Origin of the sequence: Streptococcus infantis, from assembly GCF_001579645.1 — a bacterium.
Classification (GTDB): domain Bacteria; phylum Bacillota; class Bacilli; order Lactobacillales; family Streptococcaceae; genus Streptococcus; species Streptococcus infantis_E.
This window is the reverse complement of record NZ_KQ970819.1, coordinates 87424-111523: the sequence shown is the minus strand read 5'-3', so window position 1 is coordinate 111523 and position 24100 is coordinate 87424. Positions and strand designations below refer to the sequence as shown.

27 protein-coding genes and 1 pseudogene are annotated in these 24100 nt (G+C 39.8%); 1 reads left to right on the top strand and 27 read right to left on the bottom strand.

Annotation, left to right across the window (positions count from 1 at the left end):
• The 7 genes from SINDD18_RS04805 to budA all read right to left on the bottom strand — a co-directional run.
• A partial coding sequence (locus SINDD18_RS04805; RefSeq protein ID WP_065203269.1) for an ABC transporter substrate-binding protein occupies nucleotides 1–937 on the bottom strand: 937 nt, incomplete at its 3' end.
• Nucleotides 934–1707 carry an ABC transporter permease gene (locus SINDD18_RS04800; RefSeq protein ID WP_061863297.1) on the bottom strand — a complete coding sequence of 258 codons (774 nt, stop codon included), beginning with the start codon at nucleotides 1705–1707 and terminating at the stop codon, nucleotides 934–936. The genes SINDD18_RS04805 and SINDD18_RS04800, both read right to left, overlap by 4 nt.
• A complete protein-coding gene (locus SINDD18_RS04795; RefSeq protein ID WP_049530886.1) occupies nucleotides 1704–2510 on the bottom strand; it encodes an ABC transporter permease in 807 nt (268 codons plus the stop codon). Before SINDD18_RS04795 ends, SINDD18_RS04800 begins: the two co-directional genes overlap by 4 nt.
• Complete coding sequence (locus SINDD18_RS04790) at nucleotides 2491–3648, bottom strand: ABC transporter ATP-binding protein (protein ID WP_061863296.1); 1158 nt, start codon at nucleotides 3646–3648, stop codon at nucleotides 2491–2493. Before SINDD18_RS04790 ends, SINDD18_RS04795 begins: the two co-directional genes overlap by 20 nt.
• Nucleotides 3649–3809: 161 nt before the next feature.
• Nucleotides 3810–4715, bottom strand: coding sequence for a UDP-N-acetylmuramate dehydrogenase (gene murB / locus SINDD18_RS04785; RefSeq protein ID WP_061863295.1), 906 nt, complete (start codon nucleotides 4713–4715; stop codon nucleotides 3810–3812).
• Between the two features lie 117 nt (nucleotides 4716–4832).
• Nucleotides 4833–5585: a YhfC family intramembrane metalloprotease gene (locus SINDD18_RS04780; RefSeq protein WP_061863294.1), complete on the bottom strand. Its 753-nt coding sequence runs from the start codon at nucleotides 5583–5585 to the stop codon at nucleotides 4833–4835.
• A 12-nt stretch (nucleotides 5586–5597) separates the two neighbouring features.
• Nucleotides 5598–6326 (bottom strand): acetolactate decarboxylase, encoded by a 729-nt coding sequence (gene budA, locus SINDD18_RS04775; RefSeq protein ID WP_061863293.1) that lies wholly within the window; start codon nucleotides 6324–6326, stop codon nucleotides 5598–5600.
• Nucleotides 6327–6610: 284 nt separating this feature from the next.
• Between budA and SINDD18_RS04765 the strand changes: the two genes are divergently transcribed.
• The gene (locus SINDD18_RS04765) at nucleotides 6611–7885 is read left to right on the top strand and encodes an aminotransferase-like domain-containing protein (protein ID WP_061863292.1); all 1275 of its coding nucleotides are present in this window, start codon (nucleotides 6611–6613) and stop codon (nucleotides 7883–7885) included.
• A gap of 19 nt (nucleotides 7886–7904) precedes the next feature.
• Here SINDD18_RS04765 and SINDD18_RS04760 read toward each other — a convergent pair whose 3' ends face one another.
• From SINDD18_RS04760 to SINDD18_RS04665, 20 genes and pseudogenes are all read right to left on the bottom strand, one after another.
• Nucleotides 7905–8720: an ABC transporter substrate-binding protein gene (locus SINDD18_RS04760; protein WP_061863291.1), complete on the bottom strand. Its 816-nt coding sequence runs from the start codon at nucleotides 8718–8720 to the stop codon at nucleotides 7905–7907.
• A gap of 157 nt (nucleotides 8721–8877) precedes the next feature.
• The gene (phoU, locus tag SINDD18_RS04755; RefSeq protein ID WP_061863290.1) at nucleotides 8878–9531 is read right to left on the bottom strand and encodes a phosphate signaling complex protein PhoU; all 654 of its coding nucleotides are present in this window, start codon (nucleotides 9529–9531) and stop codon (nucleotides 8878–8880) included.
• Between the two features lie 11 nt (nucleotides 9532–9542).
• Nucleotides 9543–10301 (bottom strand): phosphate ABC transporter ATP-binding protein PstB, encoded by a 759-nt coding sequence (gene pstB / locus SINDD18_RS04750; RefSeq protein ID WP_045763360.1) that lies wholly within the window; start codon nucleotides 10299–10301, stop codon nucleotides 9543–9545.
• Nucleotides 10302–10313: 12 nt separating this feature from the next.
• The gene (gene pstB / locus SINDD18_RS04745; protein ID WP_000049858.1) at nucleotides 10314–11117 is read right to left on the bottom strand and encodes a phosphate ABC transporter ATP-binding protein PstB; all 804 of its coding nucleotides are present in this window, start codon (nucleotides 11115–11117) and stop codon (nucleotides 10314–10316) included.
• A gap of 10 nt (nucleotides 11118–11127) precedes the next feature.
• Nucleotides 11128–12012, bottom strand: coding sequence for a phosphate ABC transporter permease PstA (gene pstA / locus SINDD18_RS04740; protein ID WP_000543058.1), 885 nt, complete (start codon nucleotides 12010–12012; stop codon nucleotides 11128–11130).
• A complete protein-coding gene (pstC, locus tag SINDD18_RS04735; RefSeq protein WP_045763363.1) occupies nucleotides 12002–12919 on the bottom strand; it encodes a phosphate ABC transporter permease subunit PstC in 918 nt (305 codons plus the stop codon). The genes pstA and pstC overlap by 11 nt, the downstream gene beginning before the upstream one ends.
• A complete protein-coding gene (locus SINDD18_RS04730) occupies nucleotides 12919–13797 on the bottom strand; it encodes a phosphate ABC transporter substrate-binding protein PstS (RefSeq protein WP_061863289.1) in 879 nt (292 codons plus the stop codon). The genes pstC and SINDD18_RS04730 overlap by 1 nt, the downstream gene beginning before the upstream one ends.
• Nucleotides 13798–13907: 110 nt before the next feature.
• Entirely contained in the window at nucleotides 13908–15221 is a 1314-nt protein-coding gene (locus SINDD18_RS04725; RefSeq protein WP_061863288.1) for an RsmF rRNA methyltransferase first C-terminal domain-containing protein, read from the bottom strand.
• Nucleotides 15222–15227: 6 nt separating this feature from the next.
• Nucleotides 15228–15995 (bottom strand): inositol monophosphatase family protein, encoded by a 768-nt coding sequence (locus tag SINDD18_RS04720; protein ID WP_061863287.1) that lies wholly within the window; start codon nucleotides 15993–15995, stop codon nucleotides 15228–15230.
• Nucleotides 15985–16263, bottom strand: coding sequence for a UPF0223 family protein (locus tag SINDD18_RS04715; RefSeq protein ID WP_045763367.1), 279 nt, complete (start codon nucleotides 16261–16263; stop codon nucleotides 15985–15987). Before SINDD18_RS04715 ends, SINDD18_RS04720 begins: the two co-directional genes overlap by 11 nt.
• On the bottom strand, nucleotides 16264–16665 hold the full coding sequence (locus tag SINDD18_RS04710; protein WP_045763368.1) for a Spx/MgsR family RNA polymerase-binding regulatory protein: 402 nt from the start codon (nucleotides 16663–16665) through the stop codon (nucleotides 16264–16266).
• Nucleotides 16666–16875: 210 nt separating this feature from the next.
• On the bottom strand, nucleotides 16876–17499 hold the full coding sequence (locus SINDD18_RS04705; RefSeq protein ID WP_061863286.1) for a TIGR01906 family membrane protein: 624 nt from the start codon (nucleotides 17497–17499) through the stop codon (nucleotides 16876–16878).
• Nucleotides 17489–18262 carry a TIGR01457 family HAD-type hydrolase gene (locus SINDD18_RS04700; RefSeq protein WP_061863285.1) on the bottom strand — a complete coding sequence of 258 codons (774 nt, stop codon included), beginning with the start codon at nucleotides 18260–18262 and terminating at the stop codon, nucleotides 17489–17491. The genes SINDD18_RS04705 and SINDD18_RS04700 overlap by 11 nt, the downstream gene beginning before the upstream one ends.
• 10 nt (nucleotides 18263–18272) lie before the next feature.
• The gene (locus SINDD18_RS04695) at nucleotides 18273–19010 is read right to left on the bottom strand and encodes an acyl-[acyl-carrier-protein] thioesterase (RefSeq protein ID WP_061863284.1); all 738 of its coding nucleotides are present in this window, start codon (nucleotides 19008–19010) and stop codon (nucleotides 18273–18275) included.
• A gap of 4 nt (nucleotides 19011–19014) precedes the next feature.
• A complete protein-coding gene (gene hemW, locus SINDD18_RS04690) occupies nucleotides 19015–20145 on the bottom strand; it encodes a radical SAM family heme chaperone HemW (protein WP_061863283.1) in 1131 nt (376 codons plus the stop codon).
• 85 nt (nucleotides 20146–20230) lie between these two features.
• Nucleotides 20231–20626 (bottom strand): YtxH domain-containing protein, encoded by a 396-nt coding sequence (locus tag SINDD18_RS04685; RefSeq protein WP_061863282.1) that lies wholly within the window; start codon nucleotides 20624–20626, stop codon nucleotides 20231–20233.
• Nucleotides 20627–20641: 15 nt separating this feature from the next.
• Entirely contained in the window at nucleotides 20642–21025 is a 384-nt protein-coding gene (locus tag SINDD18_RS04680) for a DUF948 domain-containing protein (protein WP_061863281.1), read from the bottom strand.
• 1 nt (nucleotide 21026) lies between these two features.
• Nucleotides 21027–21815: a prolipoprotein diacylglyceryl transferase gene (lgt, locus tag SINDD18_RS04675; protein ID WP_061863280.1), complete on the bottom strand. Its 789-nt coding sequence runs from the start codon at nucleotides 21813–21815 to the stop codon at nucleotides 21027–21029.
• On the bottom strand, nucleotides 21808–22743 hold the full coding sequence (gene hprK / locus SINDD18_RS04670; protein ID WP_061863279.1) for an HPr(Ser) kinase/phosphatase: 936 nt from the start codon (nucleotides 22741–22743) through the stop codon (nucleotides 21808–21810). Before hprK ends, lgt begins: the two co-directional genes overlap by 8 nt.
• A gap of 190 nt (nucleotides 22744–22933) precedes the next feature.
• Nucleotides 22934–24100: pseudogene (locus SINDD18_RS04665) on the bottom strand (N-acetylmuramoyl-L-alanine amidase family protein); the annotation flags it as partial.

The window sequence follows — 24100 nt, the reverse complement described above, 5'->3', positions numbered from 1 at the left end:
CCTCAGGGAGCATTTCCTTAGCAGCATTGTTTGGTGTTGAATAGCCGACATACTCTGCATTTTTTAGAGCATTGTCAGGTTTCAACATAAAGTTAATGAAGGCGTAGGCTGCGTCTTGGTTTTTGACTGTTTTGGGAATGACCATATTGTCAAACCAGAGATTACTTGCCTCTGTCGGTACGACATAGCGAAGATTTTCATTTTTCTCCAGCATCTGGCTAGCTTCTCCTGAGAAAGTCACACCGATGGCAGCATTGTTCTGAATCATATAACCCTTCATCTCATCCGCAACAATAGCCTTGATATTCGGTGTTAGCTTGTAGAGTTTATCTACTGTTTCCTCCAACTGCTGTGGATCTTTAGAGTTGAGGCTATAGCCTAGTGAGTTAAGACCTAACCCAAGTACTTCACGCGCTCCATCAAAGAGCATAATAGAGTTTTTATACTCTGGCTTCCAAAGGTCGTCCCAGTGTTCAGGCGCTTCTTCCACCATAGTTTCATTATAGACAATTCCCAAGGTCCCCCAGAAGTATGGGATAGAGTACTGGTTGTTGGGATCAAAGGACTGGTTGAGAAATTCAGAACCGATATTTTCAATGCCCTCAATCTTACTATAATCCAGTGGAACCAGGAGGTCCTCATCCTTCATCTTATTAATCATGTACTCACTCGGGATAGCAATATCATAGGTTGTTCCACCCTGCTTGATTTTCGTGTACATGGCTTCGTTAGAGTCAAAGGTCTCGTACTGAACTTGGATTCCTGTTTCTTCTGTAAATTTCTCCAGAAGTTCAGGATCGATATAGTCTCCCCAGTTATAGATAACCAATTTTTGACTATCGCGACTATTGATTTTACTATCCAAATGGTAGGAAATTCCCCACAAGACTAGGATAATCGCTAAAATCCCTGCTAAAAATGAATAGAGTCGTTTCATGCTTGATCCTCCTTCTCACGTGAAATGAAGTAATATCCAACAACCAGGATAATACTAAAGAGGAAGACCAAGGCTGAAAGAGCATTAATTTCTAAAGAAATCCCCTTACGAGCCCGAGAGTAGATCTCGACTGACAAGGTTGAAAAACCATTTCCCGTTACAAAGAAGGTCACAGCAAAGTCATCTAAGGAATAGGTGAAAGCCATAAAGTAACCTGCGATGATAGACGGCGTTAAATAAGGAAGCATAATTTCCTTAAACATTTGGAACTGACTAGCCCCAAGGTCATAGGCTGCATGAATCATATCTCCATTCATCTCTTTCAATCGCGGCAAAACCATGAGCACTACGATTGGAATCGAGAAGGCCACGTGACTGGACAAAACTGTCAGAAAACCAAGTGAAAACTTAAGTTGGGTAAAGAGAATCAAGAAGCTGGCACCAATCATAACGTCTGGCGCAACCATCAAAATATTATTGAGCGATAAAAAGGCTTCTTGGTATTTTTTGCGTGATTGGTAGATGTAGATAGCCCCAAAGGTACCAATTACTGTCGCAATCAAGGCTGATAGGAAGGCCAAGAAAAAGGTCTGAACCAAGATGAGCATGAGTCTCCCATCGCCAAACATAGTTTCAAAGTGAGACAAACTAAAGCCTGTAAAGCTATTCATATCATCGCCAGCATTAAAGGCATAGCCGATCAAGTAAAAGATTGGCAAATAAAGGACAATAAAGACAAAGGCTAGGTAGAGATTGGCAATTTTTTTCATCGTTCTCTCCTTTCCTTAGTCACCCACATAGTGATAAACATGGTCAGGATAAGAACAACACCGATAGTTGAACCCATACCGTAGTTGTCATTGGTCAGGAAGTTTTGCTCGATAGCAGTCCCCAAAGTAATCACTCGATTCCCCCCAATCAAACGGGTCAACATGAAGAGACTCAAACTTGGGATAAAGACAGATTGAACCCCACTTCTTACCCCATTCATTGAAAGAGGGAAGATGACATGACGGAAGGTTTCCCACTTGGTTGCACCCAAGTCATAGCTGGCATTGATGAGATTGTTATCCATATCGTCCAAAACGTTAAAGATAGGCAAAATCATAAATGGAAGCTCGATGTAGCTTGCGACAAAGATAAAGGAGAAATCCGTAAATAGCAACTGCTGAGAACCAATTCCGATAAATTCTAGGAATTGATTAATAGAGCCATTTTGACCAAAAATCCCGATAAAGGCATAAGCCTTAAGGAGAAGGTTGATCCAAGTTGGTAGGATAATCAGCATGAGCCAGAGTTGACGGTGTTTAAGACGAGTCAAAAAGAGGGCTGTTGGATAGCTAATCAAGAGTGTCACTAGAGTCACAAGCCCTGCATAGAGAACAGAGTTGAAACTCATTTTGAGATAGGTTAAGTTTTGCGACGCAAAGTAGGATTTATAGTTTTCTAAACTGAACTGGCCTTCGATGTTGAAAAAGGATTGCCCAAAAATCAAGATCAAGGGTGCCAATACAAAGAGTGCAATCCAAAGCATGTAGGGCACTACAAAGAGTTTAGAGGTTGTTTTCTTCATCTCTTTCCTCCTCAATAGCGTTAATCAGACCTGCTTCATGCTCTTCGATTTCTACGTACTCTTCGATACGAGCATCGAACTCTTCTTCTGTTTCATTGAGACGCATGATGTGGATGTCTTCTGGTTCAAAGTCCAGACCGATTTCCTCACCAACGATAGCCTTACGAGTTGAGTGAATCATCCATTCATTGCCGAGTTCATCATAGGCGATAATCTCATAGTGAACCCCACGGAAGAGCTGAGTGTCGACCTTAACTTGGAGCTTGCCTTCTTCTGGAAGGGTAATACGCAAGTCCTCTGGGCGAATGACGACTTCAACTGGTTCATTTGGCTTCATCCCACCGTCGACCGCTTCAAATCGTTTGCCATTGAACTCGACCAAGTAATCCTCAATCATAGTTCCAGGCAGGATATTTGATTCACCAATAAAGGTTGCAACAAAGTGGTTGATTGGCTCGTCGTAGATATCAACTGGTGTCCCAGACTGAACAATCTCACCGTCATTCATAACGAAGATCCAGTCACTCATGGCGAGAGCTTCTTCCTGATCGTGAGTAACAAAGACAAAGGTAATACCCAAGCGTTGTTGTAGTTCACGCAGTTCATACTGCATGTCTGTTCGCAATTTCAAGTCCAAGGCTGACAAAGGTTCATCCAAGAGTACCACACGAGGTTGGTTGATAATAGCACGCGCAATAGCTACACGCTGACGTTGTCCTCCAGATAACCTACGGATAGAACGCTTTTCATATCCTTCAAGCTGTACCATCTTGAGAACTTCTAAGACACGTTGTTCGATTTCTTTTTTATCGACCTTACGCAAACGCAATGGAAAGGCAACATTTTCAAAGACATTCATATGCGGAAACAAGGCGTAAGATTGGAAGACAGTATGAACATCTCGCTTATTGGTCGGGATATCATTGATTCGCACACCATCCAGTAAAATATCTCCAGTCGTTGCGTCTAGCAAACCTGCAATGATATTTAGGATGGTTGATTTTCCTGAACCAGAAGCTCCTAGCAGTGTATAAAATTTTCCTTCTTCCAACTCAAAATTAATATCTTTGAGAACCTTAGTGTTGCTATCTTCAAAAACTTTAGAAACGTTTTTGAATTCGATAATTGGTTTTTTCAATTGTCATAAATTCCTTCTTTTTCATAGATTAACAGATCAGGGCTCTGTCAGGCCGCCACTACCTCTTGCAAGGAGTTAGGCCTCCTGCATGCATCTTCGCTACCGATAGGCTTTCACACCCTCTACATTCTAGTTAGTGGCAGCTAAGCTATTTCTTCTATTTACTCATGTTCACCCAAGATACGAACTTCTCGCTCAAGAGTAACACCTGAGTGTTCTTTAACTTTTTCAATGACAGACTCAATCAAGTCTTCATAATCTCTAGCAGTTCCATCAGCAACATTAATCATAAAACCTGCGTGCTTTTCTGAGACTTCGACGCCACCGATACGATAACCTTTCAAGCCTGCTTCTGCAATCAATTGACCTGCAAAATGACCTACCGGACGTTTAAAGACAGAACCACAAGAAGGATACTCTAAAGGCTGCTTGAGTTCACGAAGGTGGGTCAAACGTTCCATTTCTTGCTTGATGACTTGGTGATTACCTGGAGCTAAGGCGAACTTAGCAGATAGGACTACTGCCCCTGACGCTTGAATGGCTGAATGACGATAACCAAAGGTCAAGTCTTTAGCAGATAGGGTTTCGATTTCACCTTCTTTAGTCAAGATTTGACAAGACTGGAGAACATGAGCAATCTCACCACCATAAGCGCCAGCATTCATAAAGACAGCACCACCGACGCTTCCTGGAATACCACAAGCAAACTCAAAGCCAGTCAAACTATGACGTAGGGCAATACGAGTGGTTTCAATCAAGTTAGCTCCAGCTTCTGCCTCAATGGTATAGCCATCAACAGAGACATTATTAAGCTTGTCACACATGATTACAAAGCCACGAACTCCGCCTTCTCGGACGATAATGTTACTGGCATTTCCAAGAACCATCCAAGGAATGTTTTCCTGATTGGCAAACTTGACTACACGAGCCATCTCATAGCGATTGCGTGGAAAAACTAAATAATCTGCCTTCCCTCCAACTTTGGTATAGGTATAAGTTTTTAGCGGTTCATCGAATCGAATATCGATTCCTTCTAGTGTTTCTTTTAGTTTATCTAATACGGTCATTTTTCTAATCCTTTTATAAAATTCATTCCATTATACCATTTTTAGCTCTATTTTTCGATGATTTGGTTAGCTTTTTCAAAAGCTCAAACTAAAAAGAGGATGAACCTCTTTTTTGTATTATTGCTTTTTATAAAAGATCGATTTTGTAAAGTAAATAAAAATAATAACTTCCACTGCCAACAATCCTTCTACGAGAAGGGGATTTGACAACCAGCCAACTTGAGATAGGCTCGGAGCCAAATCAAATAGGGCGTGTAAACCATAAGCAGCTACTAGGTAAATCCATTTCTTTTGGCGAATTGCTTGATAAACCCAGAAAGAGAGACCGATTTGCATAACAAGAGCAAGCACACGCTCAACACCGAGTAAATAAACCTGCCATCCAGATAGAGATTGTACTGTTTCAAGTGTATTTTTGGGAAGGAGAGTTGCCAGATCTGGATTTGAAGACTCTAATAACGAAAAGAGAATCAAAAGACTAATCAAGCTTCCCATTCCGAGGTAGAGCAACTCCAAGCCACCATGCCCCAATCCATAAGCAAGGGCGTCAGAATCTTCCAAAGTTCTTTTCTTCTCCAACCATTTAAAAAAGATAAGTCGAGCTGTTTCTTCAAACAAAGCAGCCATACAGATCCCGTAAATCACATAGAGAAGGGGATTTTCCGTCATTAGTGGAACTGTCCCATCCTTTTGTGGATGAAGAAGCAAGAGATGAACGAATTTCTCTAAGACCTGAGATGAAGCAAAAAAAGCAACTGCCCCAAGTCCCAAAACTGCAAAATTAATCTTGTATTTCTTTCTTGCGTACCAAACTGCTGCAATGAGGACGGCAAACAAGGCCAGCATCGTTATTATTACATGAATTTTCATATTTGACTCCTATTATTCTGCCTGTTCGATATCTTTTTTCATCTCGTCAACGTTAAACTTAGCAAATAGATATTGACGATCCTGAACAGGAAAACGTTGATCCAACTGGTCAACTGCACCCACTTCTACAATACCTTCCTTGATGACAAAATCCATAACGTGGCCACCAAAGGTTAGGTCATCTGAGATAAAGTGTAGATGGTAACCAGCAACACTAACTCCATGGAAAATTTCAGGTGTCCAAAAACCAACGATAGTTCCTGAAACATTGTCGCAGCTATATTCAGGCTGATGCGTCGCAACCTCAGCAAACTTCGTTTCAGTTGTTGATTTTGGAATCATACGAACATGCATGTGTTTAAAATCACCATGAATCTTGATGGAACGAAATAGATTTTCTCCATCATAATAGGACTCAATACGTGTTTCAAGTTCCTGATCAGTCATTTCAAAACGCTGACGGAAAATAACTTCTGCCTGGTGGGGTACAACTGCTGCATAGGGGATCAAAGCATCTGGTGAAACTTCCACAATTTCAGGTTTCTCACCTGATCCCTTAGCCTGATAAGCTTTCCCATCTAAGACAATCAATTCTCCATCGATAGAATCCAGGGTTCCTAATCCTAAATCACCATGTTCAAGCAATTCACCAACGGTCATGGTTCCACCGTAAAGTCCCGCCATCAAGGCTCCCAAAGTATTATATTGGAATAATTTAACTGGTTCTTGCACCTTCATCATCTCACTCTTCTTTGAAAATTTTACTTACTAAGTATATCACATTTCTGATTAGAATTGAATGCTAGACTGCCTTTTAATACTCAATGAAAATCAAAGAGCAAACTAGGAAACTAGCCGCAGGTTGCTCAAAACACTGTTTTGAGGTTGTGGATAGAACTGACGAAGTCAGTAACATACATACGGCAAGACGACGTTGACGCGGTTTGAAGAGATTTTCGAAGAGTATAACATTGCCAAACTTCTAAAAAAAAGGTACAATGTAACAAAATCATGAGAGGTCTGGGATGAAGCAAGAAAGCAAGTATGAACAAGTCGTTCACTATCTAAAAAATGAGATAGAATCAGGTAGATTTCCAACTGGAAGTCGCCTACCATCTATCCGAAAACTTAGTCAAGATTTTCACTGTAGCAAAGACACCATACAGCGCGCACTCTTAGAACTCCGATACGAGAAATATATCTACTCAAAACCTCAAAGTGGTTATTATGTATTGGAGCAACAAACCAGTCATGAAGACTTAATTATCTCAGTTAACGATGAACACGCAGCCGCCTATGATGATTTTCGTTTGTGCGTCAATGAGAGCTTGATTGGGCGAGAAAATTATCTCTACAACTACTATGAACACCAAGAAGGCTTAGAAGAATTACGTCAGTCTGTTCAGACATTGCTCTTTGATCAAGCCATTTATAGTAAGGCAGACCAGTTGGTCATGACTTCTGGAACCCAACAAGCACTGTTTATTCTCGCTCAGATTGATTTTCCAGGTCAAGCTCAGGAAATACTGGTCGAACAACCGACCTATCATCGGATGAACCAGCTGCTACTAGCTCAAAATATTCCCTATCAAACCATTGACCGTCGAGTAGACGGCATTGACCTAAACGAACTTGAGGAACACTTTAAAAGCAGAAAGATTAAGTTTTTCTATACTATTCCCCGTTTCCACTATCCTCTGGGGCATTCTTATTCTGAAGAGGAAAAACTTGCTATCCTTGACTTAGCTGCAAAATATCAGATTTATATCGTTGAGGATGACTACCTGGGGGACTTGGATCCTAAAATGGGACAAACCTTTCATTATTTAGACCAACATGATTTGGTCATCTATATCAAGTCCTTTTCTACCAGTCTATTTCCTGCCCTTCGAATCACTGCCCTTCTTCTTCCAAACACTATCAAGGAAGCTTTTGTGACCTATAAAAACATTCTCGACTACGATAACAACCTTATCATGCAAAAGGCTCTATCACTCTACATCGATAGTCAACTCTTTGAGAAAAACAGACTAGCACGACTGGCACTGCAAGAAAAAAGTCAGGAGCACATCCAACAGCTCTTACAAAGGTATCCCATTTCCCTACCGAACTATCCACTTCATGATGGGCTTTTGCTTGATCTCAGGAACTATCCTAGCATCGCTAGTCTTAAACACAGTCCTCTAGAACTCGACTTCTTCGAATCTTCCTATCTAGCGAACTGCCCTTATAACTTTGCAAAAATTTCCTTAGAAAATATTGAAGAAACATTAAGCTATTTAAAAACAGAGCTGGACTGAAATCCAACTCTGTTATTTTTTATTGTTCTACTTCTGTTAGCTTAGCAGCTTTTTCAAGATAAGTTTTGTAAGTTCCGTCATCTTTCAGTTTTTGGATGACCTTATCAACTACTTCCTTCAAATCTGAGTTCCCTTTTTTGATAGCTACAGCATTTGCTTCGCCTTCTTTCATAGTCAAGCTTACTGTAGCCACTGCCAAATCGGAGTTCTTAGCAGCATAGCTTAGTGCTACTGGTTCATCCATATGAACGGCATCTACTTTACTAGATTGAAGCTCGTTGACTGCTTCGCCCATGTTTGTCAAAGAAGTCAACTGTGCCTTTGGAAGTTGCTCTTTGACCATAGATTCAGGAACAGTCCCTTTTTGAGCTGCAATATTAGCACTTGCTAGAGAGTCCAAATCCTTGTATTTTTCAAGATCTGATTTTCTGATAAGGAAGCTAATTTTATTTTCATAGTAAGGAATTGAGAAATCAAAGACTTCTTGTCTTTCTTCAGTTGCACTGATTCCCGCAATTGCTAGGTCTGCTTTTCCTGTTTGAAGACTGGTCAAGACATTATCAAAACTCATACTTGAAATTTCCAATTTCACTCCAAGTTCATCAGCGATTGCTTGCGCCATGTCAATATCCGCACCTACGACTTGGTTTTTACCATCCACAAGTGCTTGAAACTCAAAGGGAGCATAGTCGGGACTAGTTGCGACCACTAATTTTCCTTTTTGCTTGATGGCCTCCACTGCAGACTGCGAGCTTGAACTAGACGATTGGCAAGCTACCAATAAGAAGCTTGCAAGAAAACTACATAAGACAAATATCCATTTTTTAAAATTCATAAATAAACAACCTCTCTGTTAATTTTGTATAATTATAACTCTATCTACTTCGTTTGTCAAGCATATTCCAAATTTTTATGAAAAATTTTCAATTTTTGTTTCAAAAAAGGAGCTTTTACTTACTAACAAGCTCCTTTTTTTGCATAATTAATCAATTTTACAATTCAACAATCTTACCCGTTTCAAAGTAAACAACCCATTCACAGATATTTTTTGCATAGTCACCGATGCGTTCCAAGTAAGAAATGACTTGGAAATAATCACGACCTGTGACGATAGCTTCTGGATGTTTTTTGATTTCTTCTGTAGCTAGGTCTCGAATATTATCAAAGTAATGGTTGATAGTTTCATCCATGGTTGCAACTTCATAGGCTTGATCCATAGAACCATTCAAATAAAGTTCTAAAGCGGCTTCAACAAAGTTTTTTACTTCACGACCCATTTTTTTAATTTCTTCTTCAACTGCAGGGATACGCTGCTCACCCTTCATACGAATCGTTGCTTTTGCGATAGATACTGCATGGTCCCCCATACGTTCTAAGTCTGACACAGCTTTTAGAACTGTTAAAACTGTACGTAAGTCTTGTGAAACTGGCTGTTGTAGGGCAATCATTTCAAATGATTTCTTTTCAAGTTTCACTTCGTATTCGTTTACTTCTGCATCTTCCTCAATGACTTCTTTAGCCATGTCACGGTCATGCGTTACAAAAGCACGTACGGTACGATTGATTTGGGAAAGAACTTCTTGTCCCATAGCATAAAACTGATTATGCAATTTCTCTAAATCTTCTTCAAATTGAGATCGTAACATCTTCTCACTCCTTATCCAAATTTACCTGAAATGTAGTCCTCTGTCTCCTTATGTTGAGGATAGAGGAACATATCCTTGGTATCGTTAAATTCAATCAAATCTCCATTGAGGAAAAAGCCTGTCTTATCAGAGATTCGAGATGCTTGCTGCATAGAACGAGTAACCAAGAGCATGGTGTATTTGTCTTTTAGACCATACAATGTTTCCTCAATCTTACCAGCAGAAATAGGGTCCAAGGCTGAAGTTGGTTCATCCAAAAGGATGATTTTAGGGCTAGTCGCCAATACACGTGCCACACAAACACGTTGTTGTTGCCCACCTGAAAGACCAATAGCAGAGTCATGCAAACGGTCCTTGACTTCATCCCAGATTGAGGCACGTTGTAAAGCCTTCTCCACTGCTTCATCTAAGACCTGCTTGTCTTTTTCCCCATTTATACGGAGGCCATAAACGACATTTTCATAGATAGACATAGGAAAAGGATTGGGTTGTTGGAAGACCATACCGATTTCCTTACGCAATTCAACTGTATCCGTACGAGGACTATAGATATTGTGCCCATTATAAACCACTGATCCAGTTGTCGTCACTTCAGGATTAAGGTCACCCATTCGGTTAATAGCCTTTAAAAGTGTTGATTTACCAGATCCAGACGGACCGATAAGGGCCGTAATTTCCTTGGGTTGGAACGATAAGGAAACACTATTCAAGGCCTTCTTTTTATTGTAATAGACTGACAGGTCTGAAACCTGTAAAATCGGTTCTGTCATACTGTTCCCTCTCTAACCAAAGTGTCCAGTTACATAGTCATTTGTTGACTGTAGCTTGGCATTTTGGAAAATATTTGCAGTTTTATCATACTCAATTAAATCACCTAAGTAGAAAAATCCAGTATAGTCACTCGCACGCGCAGCCTGTTGCATACTGTGAGTTACGATGATAATGGTAAAATCCTTCTTCAACTCCAGCATGGTTTCTTCAAGCTGAGCTGTTGCAATCGGATCCAAGGCTGATGCTGGCTCATCCATCAAGAGGATATCTGGTTTCACAGAGATTGCACGAGCGATACAGAGACGTTGTTGTTGACCTCCTGAAAGAGTTAAGGCTGACTTGTGAAGATCGTCTTTGACTTGGTCCCAGAGGGCAGCCTGACGAAGTGAAGTTTCTACAATTTCATCAAGGACCTTCTTATCCTTAACACCTGCACGTTCATGTGCAAAAGTGATGTTGCGGTAAATAGATTTAGCAAATGGATTTGGACGTTGGAAAACCATTCCGATGTGTTTACGCATTTCATAAACATTGATTTCAGGACGGTTAACGTCTATTCCCTGATAGAGAATTTGTCCTGTAACCTTAGCAATATCAATGGTATCATTCATACGGTTGAGACTGCGTAGGTAGGTTGATTTCCCAGAACCTGACGGTCCGATCAAGGCCGTAATTTTATTTTTTTCGAATTGCATATCCACGCCCTTGATGGATTCATTCTTACCGTAGTAAACATGTAAATCCTTCGTAGAGAGGGCCACTTTTTCTTCTGGAAAAGTAATGATATGCCTTTCATCCCAATTATATTTCGACATGGCTTCTCCTTTAGGCAGCAGTTAATTTCTTATGTAGATAGCTTCCGAGTTTTCGTGCTCCAAAGTTAAAGATTAAGATAAAGATTAAGAGCACCGCAGCAGAACCTGCTGAAACAAGAGTTCCATCAGGAATAGTTCCTTCACTGTTTACTTTCCAGATGTGGACAGCCAAGGTTTCTGCTTGACGGAAGATTGATATTGGACTGGTTACACTAAGGACATTCCAGTTAGACCAGTCAAGGGCTGGTGCTGATTGTCCTGCTGTATAGATAAGGGCTGCGGCTTCACCAAAGATACGACCTGATGCAAGCACGATACCTGTTACAATACCAGGTAGGGCTTCGGGGATAACGACATGAAGAACTGTTTCCCAACGAGAAAGCCCAAGCGCCAAACCAGCCTCACGTTGCGTATGGTGAACGTGTTTCAAACTGTCTTCAACATTACGCGTCATCTGTGGAAGGTTAAAGACAGTCAAAGCCAAGGCACCAGAAATAATGGAAAATCCATATTCAAACTGAACTACAAAGATGAGGTAACCGAAGAGACCGACTACGACTGATGGCAGTGAAGACAAAATTTCAATACAGGTACGAACGAAATTGGTAACACGACCTTTTTTTGCATATTCAGCCAAGTAAATTCCAGCCCCCATTGATAGAGGTACAGAGATGAATAAGGTAATGACCAAAAGGAAGAAGGAATTATAAAGCTGGATTCCAATACCACCACCTGCTTGGTAAGAAGATGATTTTCCAGTCAAGAAGGACCAAGAAACATGAGGTAAGCCTCGAACCAAGATATAGAGAATCAAGGAAGCAAGGATGGTCACAATGATTCCTGCGATGGTATAGAGGACAGCTGTAGCAAGTTTATCTAATTTCTTAGCGTGCATAGTTTTTCTTTCCTCTTTCTTTCGTAATCAATTTAATCACACTGTTAAAGGCCAAGCTCATCAAAAGCAATACTAAGGCTAGTGACCAAAGAACATTATTATCAACAGTTCCCATAACGGTATTACCAATTCCCATGGTCAATACAGATGTTAAAGTCGCTGCTGGTGTCGTCAATGAAGTTGGAACAACTGCTGAGTTACCAACAACCATCTGAATCGCAAGGGCTTCACCGAAAGCACGCGCCATCCCAAAGACAACAGCTGTAAAAATACCTGAACGAGCAGCCTTCAAGGTTACACGCCAGATGGTTTGCCAACGAGTTGCTCCCATAGCTAAACTAGCTTCACGATAGTGACGAGGAACTGCACGTAAGCTATCAGTTGTCATAAAGGTTACAGTCGGCAAGATCATAACAAAGAGAACGAAAATCCCCGATAAAATACCAAAACCTGTTCCACCAAAGACACTACGTACAAAAGGTACGACGACCTGCAAACCGATAAATCCGTAAACTACCGAAGGAATCCCAACTAGGAGTTCGATAGCAGGTTGCAAAATCTTAGCTCCTTTTGGCGATACTTCTGTCATAAAGACTGCAGCACCAATTGCAAATGGTGTTGCAATCAGAGCTGATAGGATGGTAACAATAAATGACCCCAAAATCATCGGAAGGGCACCAAACTGTTTACCTGAAGGGTTCCAAGTTGCACCAAAGAGAAAATCAAAGATATTCACTCCATTGACAAAGAAGGTTGACAAACCTTTTTGGGCTACAAAGATTAAAATCATAGCCACAATGATAACAATCAAAGATAGGCAGGCAAAAGTCAGACTTTTCCCTAATTTCTCAAGACGAGAGTTCTTTGACGGAGAGAGCAATTTTTTAGATAATTCTTCTTGATTCATTATTGACTCCCTTCTAGCGCTGTTACAGTCCCTGCAGCATCTTTTTCAACCTTCATTTCCTTAACAGAAATATAGCCCATTCCTTTAACGATTCCGTTCTGAGCTTCGTCTGAAAGGATAAAGTTTAAGAATTCGGCAACCAATTCATTTGGCTCACCAAGTGTATACATATGTTCATAAGACCACAAAGGCCAATTATTCGTGGTTACATTCTCTGAAATTGGTTCATAACCATTGAGTTTGATTGTCCCAACAGAATCATCAACATAAGCAAATGCTAGGTAGGAAATAGCTCCAGGGGTTTGAAAAACGATTGATTTGACCATCCCGTTTGAATCCTGTTCCTGACTTTGCATTGCTGATTGACCATTCATGATCACACTATCAAAGGTTGCACGAGAACCTGAACTAGCCGCACGGTTGATTATAGAGATGGCTAAATCTTTCCCGCCAACTTCTTTCCAGTTGGTAATTTCTCCTGTGAAGATTTGTCGGAGTTGATCTGTCGTTAGATTATCAACATCTACTTCTTTATTGATAATAACAGCCAAACCTGCAACAGCTACCTTATGATCGACCAAGGCTGAAGCATCAATACCGTCTTTTTCCTCAGCAAATACATCCGAGTTTCCGACATCTACTGCTCCTGACTGAACCTGCGATAGTCCTGTACCAGAACCACCACCTTGAACATTGACTGTTTTACCGATATGAGCTGATGCGAATTCATCTGCTGCCGCCTCGACTAAAGGTTGGAGGGCAGTTGAGCCAACAGCTGTCATTGACTCCCCACGATCAATCCAACTTGCACACCCTGCTAGTGAACCAGCAAGTAAAAAGGTTGCAAGAAAGAGGGTGAGTTTTTTAAATTTTTTCACTATTTGTCTCCTTGAAAATAATGATGAATAGCTTGGAATTTCGCCCTATTTTTCTAATGTTTTATGCAAAAAATCCATACTTCCACTATAACATAGAATACTGATTTTGACTAGTTTTTTACCTTAAACCTCAAGCCCTTAGGGAAATAATTCTTCAAGGTATTTCCGGTCACTTTTGCAAAGCCTAGACCATTTCCACCAACTAAAACTTGGTACCAGCCATTTGGCAAAGTTTCAGACAATTGAACTGTCTCACCAGCTACGTATTTAAAGAAGTCTTCTTGATGTATTTCAATTGATTGTTTGACTTGGCTTGGTTTTAAAGATAATCCAAGTGCAAAGCTTGGTTCAAAACGCTTTTTCTTAAAGGTTCCAAGATGGAGTCCGTTTCGTGCAATCTTAAGCTTACCCAAATCTGGTAAGACTTCTGGTAAGAGATACAGTTGGTCTCCAAAAGTCTGTAAAATACCTGGCAAATTAATCTTTAGGTGTTTTTTTTCAAAATCTTGCCATAAACTCAACTGTTCGCGACTGAGATTAGTCTTAGAAGGCTTGAACTTGCCTGACTTGTTTTGTCCCTTAAACTGAAGATGAGCAACAAATTGGCCTTCTCCCTTAAAACGATGTGGGTACATCCGAGCTGTCTCTGGAAAATCAATCCCAGGAGCCATACCATTGATAGGTTCGATTGGAATCAATTCAAAATCATAACTATCCAGTAACCATTTGATAATTTCTTCGTTTTCTTCTGGGGCCCAGGTACAGGTTGAATAAACCAAACGGCCACCATCAGCCAACATGGTGACCGCATCCTCTAGAATTTCACGCTGCAAGTCAGCACATTGGCTTGGATATTCTACACTCCAATAATCCATAGCATCTGGCTGTTTTCGGAACATCCCTTCTCCAGAGCATGGTGCATCTAGGACAATTAGGTCAAAATATCCTTTAAATACTTTAGCCAAACGATCGGCAGATTCATTGGTTACAACTACATTTGATGCTCCAAACCGTTCCATATTTTCAACCAAAATCTTAGCTCGCTTGCTAGAAATTTCATTGGAAACAAGTAGTCCTTCGCCTGCAAGATAAGCTGCCAGTTGAGTTGATTTCCCACCGGGAGCCGCTGCCAAATCCAAGACCTTCATGCCTGGTTTTGGTTTAGCTACTTGAGCAACCATTTGAGCAGCAGGCTCTTGTGAATAAACTAAACCTGTTACATGCTCAGGAGATTTCCCAGAAACCTTGCCATAATAGCCCCAAGGTGTATGTGGAATAGCATCTGAAAAAGAAACCTGGCTTTCTTTTAAGGGATTGATGCGAAAGGCGGAAACTGCCTCATCATCAAAAGAGGCAAGAAAAGCTCTTGCCTCATCTCCCAATATTGCTTCATATTTTTTTACAAATCCTTCTGGAAATTGCATGTAAGTTTATTTCCTTTCATAGATATAGGATTGGATTTCTGCCAACTTGTCTGTTGGAACCATCATGATTGGTTGTCGTGTCTGAAAATCCACCGGCTCTCCATTTAAGGTTACAATCTGATAACCTAAACTTTTTCCAATGATACCAGCTGCAGCATAGTCCCAAGGTTGGAGATAGGTAATATAGGTCAATAGCTGACCAGATAATATTTTTGAAAAACTAATAGCCGCACTTCCATATATTCGTACACCAAGTGAGGCATTAGCCAATTCTGCGACACCCCAGGCGTTTGTTTCCAACATGCCAGCATTACTCGCAATTAGAAAATCTCGCAAGGGCTTATCCTTAAAACTAGGCAAGGGTTCTTCATTGAGACAGGCCTGAAAAGTACCTCCTCCATGATAACAATGACCTTTCATGACATCATAAATGATCCCAAACTGGCCCACACCGTTTTCAAAATATGCTACCATAATGGCAAAATCATCACCTTGTGCGACAAAGTTGTTGGTACCATCAATGGGATCAATGACCCAAACAGATCCATGTCCAACTGAAGCACGTAAACATCCCTCTTCTGCACAAAATTGGTCATCCGGAAAATGCGAACGAATCTTATCAATCAAAAAATTCTGAACTTCCTTGTCCAAACGAGTCACCAAGTCTGTAGGGGATGATTTTCTCTCAATATGCAATTCTTCCTGCATATGAGCTAGAATATAGTCTCCTGCTTCCTTGACAATCTCTTTGGCAAACATAAATTTATTTTCCAAGCGAAATCTTCCCTTCCCCTTGTTCTTTGGCCAATTGGACAGCTCGATAGAAGGAGTAACCACTCGCAGTTTCAAATTCACGGCCCAAGCGTTTTTCTTCACTCTTGCTTGGAACAACCGCTTTGAATCCCTTATAGGAATCTAGTAGTTTTTTTGCCTCTACCTTAGTCTCATAGGCTGCTTCAACATCATTAAAAAAAGAAAGCACTGAAGCAAGTTCTTCAGTGCTCCACGACAAATCTAGTGGGTAACTATACTGTTTATTCATCTAATTAATACCAGCTCTCAATGTAGCTTCTTTCAGTTCTTGTTTACGGTAACTACGAGGGAGAAAAGCACGAATCTCATCTTCATTAAAACCGATTTGCATCCGCTTTGCATCAATAATAATCGGACGACGCAAAAGACTCGGATACTGCTCAATTAAATGAAGCAACTCCGATACTGAGATACTCTCTACATCAATATTCAATTTTTGAAAAATCTTTGAACGAGTCGAGATGATGTCATCAGTACCATTTTCGGTCAAGGAAAGAATGTGTTGCAGTTCTTTTCTCGTTAAAGGGCTGGTCATAATATTATGCTCTTGGAAGGGCACTTTATGATTCTCGAGCCAGGCCTTTGCTTTACGACATGATGTACAACTCGGTGATAAAAATAGTGTAATCATGCTTTCCTCTTCTTTACATACTTTTCTATTCCTATTATACAAAAAAATAAAGCGCTTGACTAGTTATTTCCGTAAAAAAACCTACTTTTTCAAGAAAAATAGGTTTTTTAGAATCAAATGTGAATGTTTTGCTTAAATGTAGAAATATTCATGTTACAAACGATAGTTTTTTCCTACATCTTATTTGGAATCAGTAATACTTTTCTTCACTTATCTATTTGTTTTTCTACTCTGTAGGTACAGAAATCCAAAAATCAATTCATACAAGCAGAAAAATAGAAGAAAGGCATGGAGGAAAAAGTCCTCTGGTAGGATAAGAATGACTGGATCTTTTGCTGGATCAAAAAGCCAAGTATCATCTCCCACAAAAAGAATTTGATGAAACAAAGTAAAGAACTTCTCAAATCCAATGAAAACTCCAACCAAACCAAGAACCAAAGGTAGCGAGAGCATGATTAAGAGACCTCTACGGTACAGAGATAGAAATCCTTTCTGAATGACATGCTTCCAAAAAAGATAGAAAATCGGTAGAGTTACTAGTGCTACTCCTTGCGCTAGATGGAAGAGTCCCTTCACAACTGCAAAATGATGGATTCCAGATGCAGATGAAGGAAAATCTGGCATTTCCAATGCTTGACTCAATGGATTGGTCAAATAATCCATCAAAACATTAAAATTATGCTGGATGGTCTGAGGTTGCAGATGAACACGACTTGTCAAGTTTAACCAAGAAATTTCCTGAGGATAGACCAACCAAGCCAGGTAAATGGTCAATAAAATTGCAAGCGAGAGGAGAAAGAGAATACTTCCTACAAAAGTAAACTTAGTTTTCATCGAAATTCCACTCCGCTAGACTTGAAAGGACATGAGTTGGTGCAATTGGCAAGTCTGCTACTTCTTCAGGTTTTGTAAACCCTGTCGTCACCAAAAGACTAGGAATGCCATTGTCAATACCAGCTCGAATATCAGTCAGGTAATTATCGCCCACCATGACAATTTCTTCTCGCTCAAGTCCTAGGTGTTCAACAGCTTTGTCCATAATAATCGCATTAGGTTTTCCAATATAAACTGGTTTTACGCGAGTTGCTGCTTCAAGAAGAGTAATCAGTGAACCAGCACCAGGCAAAAGTCCACGTTCAGTTGGAATGTTCAAATCAGGGTTGGTACCGATAAAGTGAGCACCTTTATGGATAGCTAGGGTTGCAGTAGCAAATTTTTCATAGTCTACTTGCCAGTCCAAACCAACAACCACATAGGCTGGTTTTTCTTTATCTTCAACATAACCAGCTGCTTGTATCGCTTCCTTGAGCCCTGCTTCTCCGATGACATAGACTGTCTTTTCAAGCCCTAAATCATTCATGTAATCAATAGTTGCTAAGGTTGCAGTATAGATTGTCGATACAGGTGTGTCGATGTTGAAGTGATTAGCCAACATCTCTTGGACACTCTCAGGTGTACGAGTGGTGTTGTTTGTCACAAAAAGATAAGGAATCTCTCTTTTTTGTAACTCATGGACAAAAGCTTCTCCTGCTGGGATTCTATCTTTCCCCTTATAGATTGTTCCGTCTAAATCAATTAAATATCCTTTATAAGTCATATCTTTCTTTCTAATCTTTTTTAATTTCTTGCCAAGTTATCTTTGCTTGAGCATTGATATCGCCATCACTTGAGACTTGGTGATTGCTTTCTAGTCCATTCAATTCATAACTAGAAGTGATCATGCCACCTGGTCGAACTTCCTTGACATATTTAAGGTTAATTTTTTTAGGGATATGATTAGTCAGGAAATCAGCTCCCATGACCTCAAAAATCCAATCTAGGTATTTGCTGTTATTGACGTGACCATTCATATCTAAGTCATAGAAACGAACGTGGTAGTCCTTGCTTATCGCTTCTTCCAGCTCTGTATATTTTGGCCCACGGACCAGTTTCTTAGAAAAATCAGATTGATAAGGAGCGACAATTTCTGGTACTACAGGATGAACCTTTCGACTCTCACGATCCATAAGGACAAAGGTAGCTACCATATGAATGATTTCTTGACCAGCTTCATCATAAATCGTAAATCGGCGGTAGCAAAAAAGACGATTATAAGTCAAAGCTTCTGTTTCAATGGTGATTTCCTCAGCAAAACGAGGCAAACGAACCACGTCAATATCATAATCTGTGATAATCCAGACCAGATTATACTGTTCTAAAACATCCTTGTCACTCACTCCCAGTTCAATTGACTGCATCCCTGATACCTGGAGGGACAACAAGATAACATCTGGTAGCTTGATATGACCATTCATGTCAGCCATATCAAAAGGAATTTTCATCTTCATTTGATAAATTAAGCCCATAATTTTACTCCAATATAAATCGTTCTGCTACTGTATCTCCTAAAAAGAGTCCTCTCTTGGTCATACGAACACGATCCCCCTCAACCTGCATAAGACCTTGTTGAATCAATTCTCTAGCAACATCTCCATAAAGTTCCTGGAAAGACCGTCCAAATTTTTCTTCAAAGCGTGCCATGGAAACTCCTGACTTCTTCCGAAGGCCGAGAAACATCTCTTCTTCCATTTGCTCCCTTTGACTCAAGTGTTCTTCATTGATACGAGCACTTCCCTCTTCTACTGCCTTTAAATAATGGCGGATCGGCCCATGGTTTTTATAGCGAACACCATCTACATAGCCAGATGCACCTGCACCAATACCATAATACTCAGCATTGTCCCAGTACATAAGATTGTGACGACTTTCAAAGCCTGGTTTAGAAAAGTTAGAAATCTCATAGTGCTCAAAGCCAGCTCTTTCTAGTTCTGCAATGATATACTCAAACATCTCTGCTTCTAATTCTTCCTTTGGAAGTGGTAATTTCCCTCGTCTCATACGATTCATAAAGACCGTATGATTTTCTAAAATTAAGCTGTAGAGGCTCATATGAGGAATATCAAGGGCAATTGCCTTAGCAACATTGTCCTTAACCTGGTCCATGGTCTGACCAGGAAGTGCGTAAATTAAGTCAATGGAAACATTGTCAAAACCAGCCTGTTTGAGACGATCGATATTTTCATAAATATCCTTTTCCGTATGACTACGCCCTATCTTTTTCAGCATTTTATCATCAAAGGTCTGAACACCTAGTGAAACACGATTAACTGCAGAATTTTGCAGAACAGCAATCTTATCCGCATCCAGGTCACCAGGATTAGCCTCGATAGTTAATTCTTCTAAGACTGACAAATCTAAGTTTTTAGTCAATCCTTCTAACAAAACCTCCAATTGAGAAGCGGACAAGGCTGTCGGTGTCCCACCACCAATATAGAGTGTACGCAATTTTTGAATATCATAAGAATGAAATTCTTGCAGTAGATGCTCTAGATAGCTGTCTACTGGCTGATTTTTAATAAAGACCTTTGAAAAGTCACAATAATAACAAATCTGTGTGCAAAACGGAATATGCACATAGGCTGATGTCGGTTTCTTCTGCATAGTATTTATTATACCACAAAGAGTTCACTCAAGAAAAAAATCACCATTCTTGATTTTCTAGAAAACAAAGAATGGTGACTCTATGTTAATTTTCTTGAAGCTCAATGACAATTTCTTGACCATTTCCATTTTCTTCCACAACTACTTTTTCTTCCAGTTGTGATTTGAAATGATTCAAGGTTTCTTTTGAAGCTTCAGTCGCTTGTTGAGCATGGTATTTTGCTTTATCTAAGACAGTGTCAAGAGTAATTTCCCCAGATTCAATCTGCTCTTTTGTTTTAATAACGAATTCTTTGGTTTGTTCTTTGACATCCGTTAATTTTTCACAAACCTGCTCTTTAGCATACTCAGGATCTTCTTTTAGATCTTCTAAAAATTCTTGTGCTTGGCTTCTAACTTGTTTTCCTTTGTCACTTGTTAGAAACAAGGCAGCTGCAACACCTGAAACAGTTCCTAAAAGGATAGATGATAGTTTTCCCATTAGTCAACTCCTTTTTTATTTTTTAAAAAATTTACTTGCAACACGAATAGCAGACAAACCTGCACCAGTTTTTATAGTTTTTGATCCAGCAGATGATGCCTTTTTACTCAAAACACGTGCTTGTTCATTTAGGTCAGAAACAGAAACAGAAAGGTCTGCAACAGCTGTAAAGAGGGGATCAATTGTAGCAACTTTGACATTGATATCATCAATAAGAACGTTGACCTTTGTAAGCAATTCATTTGTTTGATGAAGAGTTACATCTACATCTGATGTTAAAGTTTTAACAGTTTTTTCAGTTTCATCGATTACACGACCAACTTTTTGAAGGGTAATAATCAGATAAACTAAAAATACAACCAAAGCAATTGCCACAATAATATAAGCAACTTCTAACATTTTAATTCTCCTTTTCTACATTATAAAATGGTGCTTTTTTCCGATTTTGATAAAAGATGATATAAATACCAAGGCCAATCAATAGCGCGGACAACCACTGGGATACTCGGAGTCCAAAGAACATGAGACTATCCGTACGCATACCCTCGATAATCATACGTCCAAATCCGTACCAAATTAGATAAAAGGCAGTGATATGACCACGACGGATACTCTTTAATCGACGTCTAAAGACGACAATCAAGGCAAAACCGATCAGATTCCAGATAGATTCGTATAGGAAGGTTGGTTGACGATAAGAGCCATCAATATACATCTGATTCTTAATAAAACCAGGTAAGTAATCAAGATTTTCAACGGCTGCTCCGTAGGCTTCTTGGTTAAAGAAATTCCCCCAACGACCTAGACTCTGAGCAATCATGACGCTAGGAGCTGCAATATCTAAGAAATCCCAAGTATTGATTAATTTGCGGTCAGCAAAGATATAGAGTACAATCGCGCCAGTAATTAAACCACCGTATATGGCAAGACCACCATTCCAAATAGCAAAAATCTCTCCCAGATGTTGGCTATAATAATCAAATCTAAAAATAACATAGTAGAGTCTAGCACCAATGATGGATAAAGGAAAGGCAATTAAGATGAAGTCCAAAATATCATCAGATAAAATCTCCTTTTTCGGTGCTTCTTTACTGGCAAGATATACCGCTAAAACAAGACCTGAAACGATGCAGAGTGCATACCATCTAACAGCTAAAGGACCAATTTGAAAAGCGATTGGATCAATCATTTTTCACCTCGTTCTTTGCAATCAGATTTGTCAATCTTTCTTCAAATAGTCGAGTAGCATCAAAGCCCATTTCCTTAGCACGATAATTCATAGCTGCAGCTTCGATAACGACAGAAATATTACGTCCTGTTTTTACAGGAATGCGGATACGTGGAATAGCTACTCCAGAAATCTCCAATTCCTCAGCATTATTGCCTAGGCGATCAAAAGTCTTTTGCGTGTCATAATTTTCTAGATAGACAGCCAACTGAACTTGTGAAGAATCCTTAACTGCACTAGCACCATAAAGACTCATCACATCTATAATACCAACACCACGAATCTCAAGTAAATGCTTCAAGATTTCAGCTGGTTCACCCCAGAGAGTCATTTCATCCTTAGCAAAGATATCTACACGATCATCAGCTACCAAACGGTGTCCTCGTTTCACGAGTTCTAGACCTGTCTCACTCTTACCAATGCCACTGTCGCCTTGGATTAACACACCCATACCATAGATATCCATTAAGACACCATGTACACTTTCACGCTCAGCCAAACGAGAATCTAGGTAACTTGACAATTCACCAGACAGACGACTTGTTGCTGTACGACTCGTTAAAATAGCGATTTTACATTCTCTAGCGGCCTTTAGCATTTCCTCTGGAACTACTAAACCACGCGCAACAATAACTGCAGGTGTTTCAGGTTGGAACAATTTCTGCAAAACATGGTAGCGATTATTAGAAGACATGCTAATCAGATAAGACCACTCTTTCATCCCCAATAGTTGAATCCGCTCTGGGGTATAGTAATCAAAATAGCCTGTCATTTCGAGACCTGGACGACAAATATCGCCCGTATTGATTTCTTTTTCAAGTAATTCTGGCTCACCATAGACAATGTCTAGTCTGAGCTTATCAATCACTTCTTTGACTAAAACCGACATAATTTTCTCCTTCAATCGAGTTCTCCCTACTATTATATCAAATTGTAGTAGGAAGTTTATGTTTTTAACAGTGTTTGAGATATTTATTTAAGAAAGCAACTTTTATAATTTTAACAACCAAAAGGGATTAAACAATAGGTTAGTGTTTAATCCCTTCTCTTTAGTTATTCAACTATTCAACAGTACTAGACTACTCAGACACTTTATCACTGCTAGCTGGTACTGATTTTTCTTCACTACTTGTTGTAGATTCGGTTGTGTGTTCAGCTGGTTCTCTTAGAGTTGCTTCTGTTGAAGCTGGTCCTTCTACAGTTGTTGTTGTGTTTGGAGTCGTAGTTGTAGTGCTTGTGGTAGTTGTTACTCCATTAGAAAGCATTCTACCATCACTACCTACTTTGTAACCATCAGGTGTAGTCGCATTTCGAAGCATTTCTCCACTTGGTTTGAAGTAATACCAGTCTCCTTTTTCTTGAATCCACCCAACTTGCATTTCACCAGACTTATTAAAGTAATAGTAATCTCCAGAGACTTCATGGATACCTGTGACCATTTTACCAGTCTCATTGTCTAAGTAATACCATTTACCAGAGTACTTGAACCAACCAGTCTCTGCGGCTCCAGATTCTTTATGATAGTACCAATCTTTGCCATCAAATACCCATCCAGTTTCCATAGCTCCAGATTGGTTAAAGCTATATTTGACACCATCAATTTCCTGTCTGCCGGTCACCATAACGCCGTCATTTTGATTCAAGTAGTACCATTTACCTGCAGATTTTATCCAACCTTTTTTCTGCTCACCGCTTGATGCATAATAGTACCATTTGTCATCTTCTTGTTTCCAGCCAGTAACCATAGCACCGCTAGCCTTAAAGCTATATTGTTGTCCATCGATTTCTTTGGTTCCTGTAACCATCTCTCCATCTTTCGAATCAAGATAGTACCAATCACCAGCATATTTAATCCAGCCTTTTTTCAATTCACCACTTGATGCATAATAGTACCATTTATCATCTGTTTGTTTCCAACCAGTAACCATAGCACCACTATCTTTAAAGCTATATTGTTGTCCATCGATTTCTTTGGTTCCTGTAACCATCTCTCCATCTTTCAGTTCGAGATAGTACCAGTCATTGTTGTATTTAAGCCAGCCTTTTTTCTGATCACCACTAGATGTATAATAGTACCATTTGCCATCAAACTGTTCCCAACCAGTTGCCATGACGCCTCCATCATTGAAGCGATAGAGTTTACCATCAATTTTATTTAAACCAGTGAACATTTCTCCAGTTTTAGGATCTAGATAATACCATTTACCTGCATCATAGAGCCAACCACGTTTCATTTCACCTGAAGC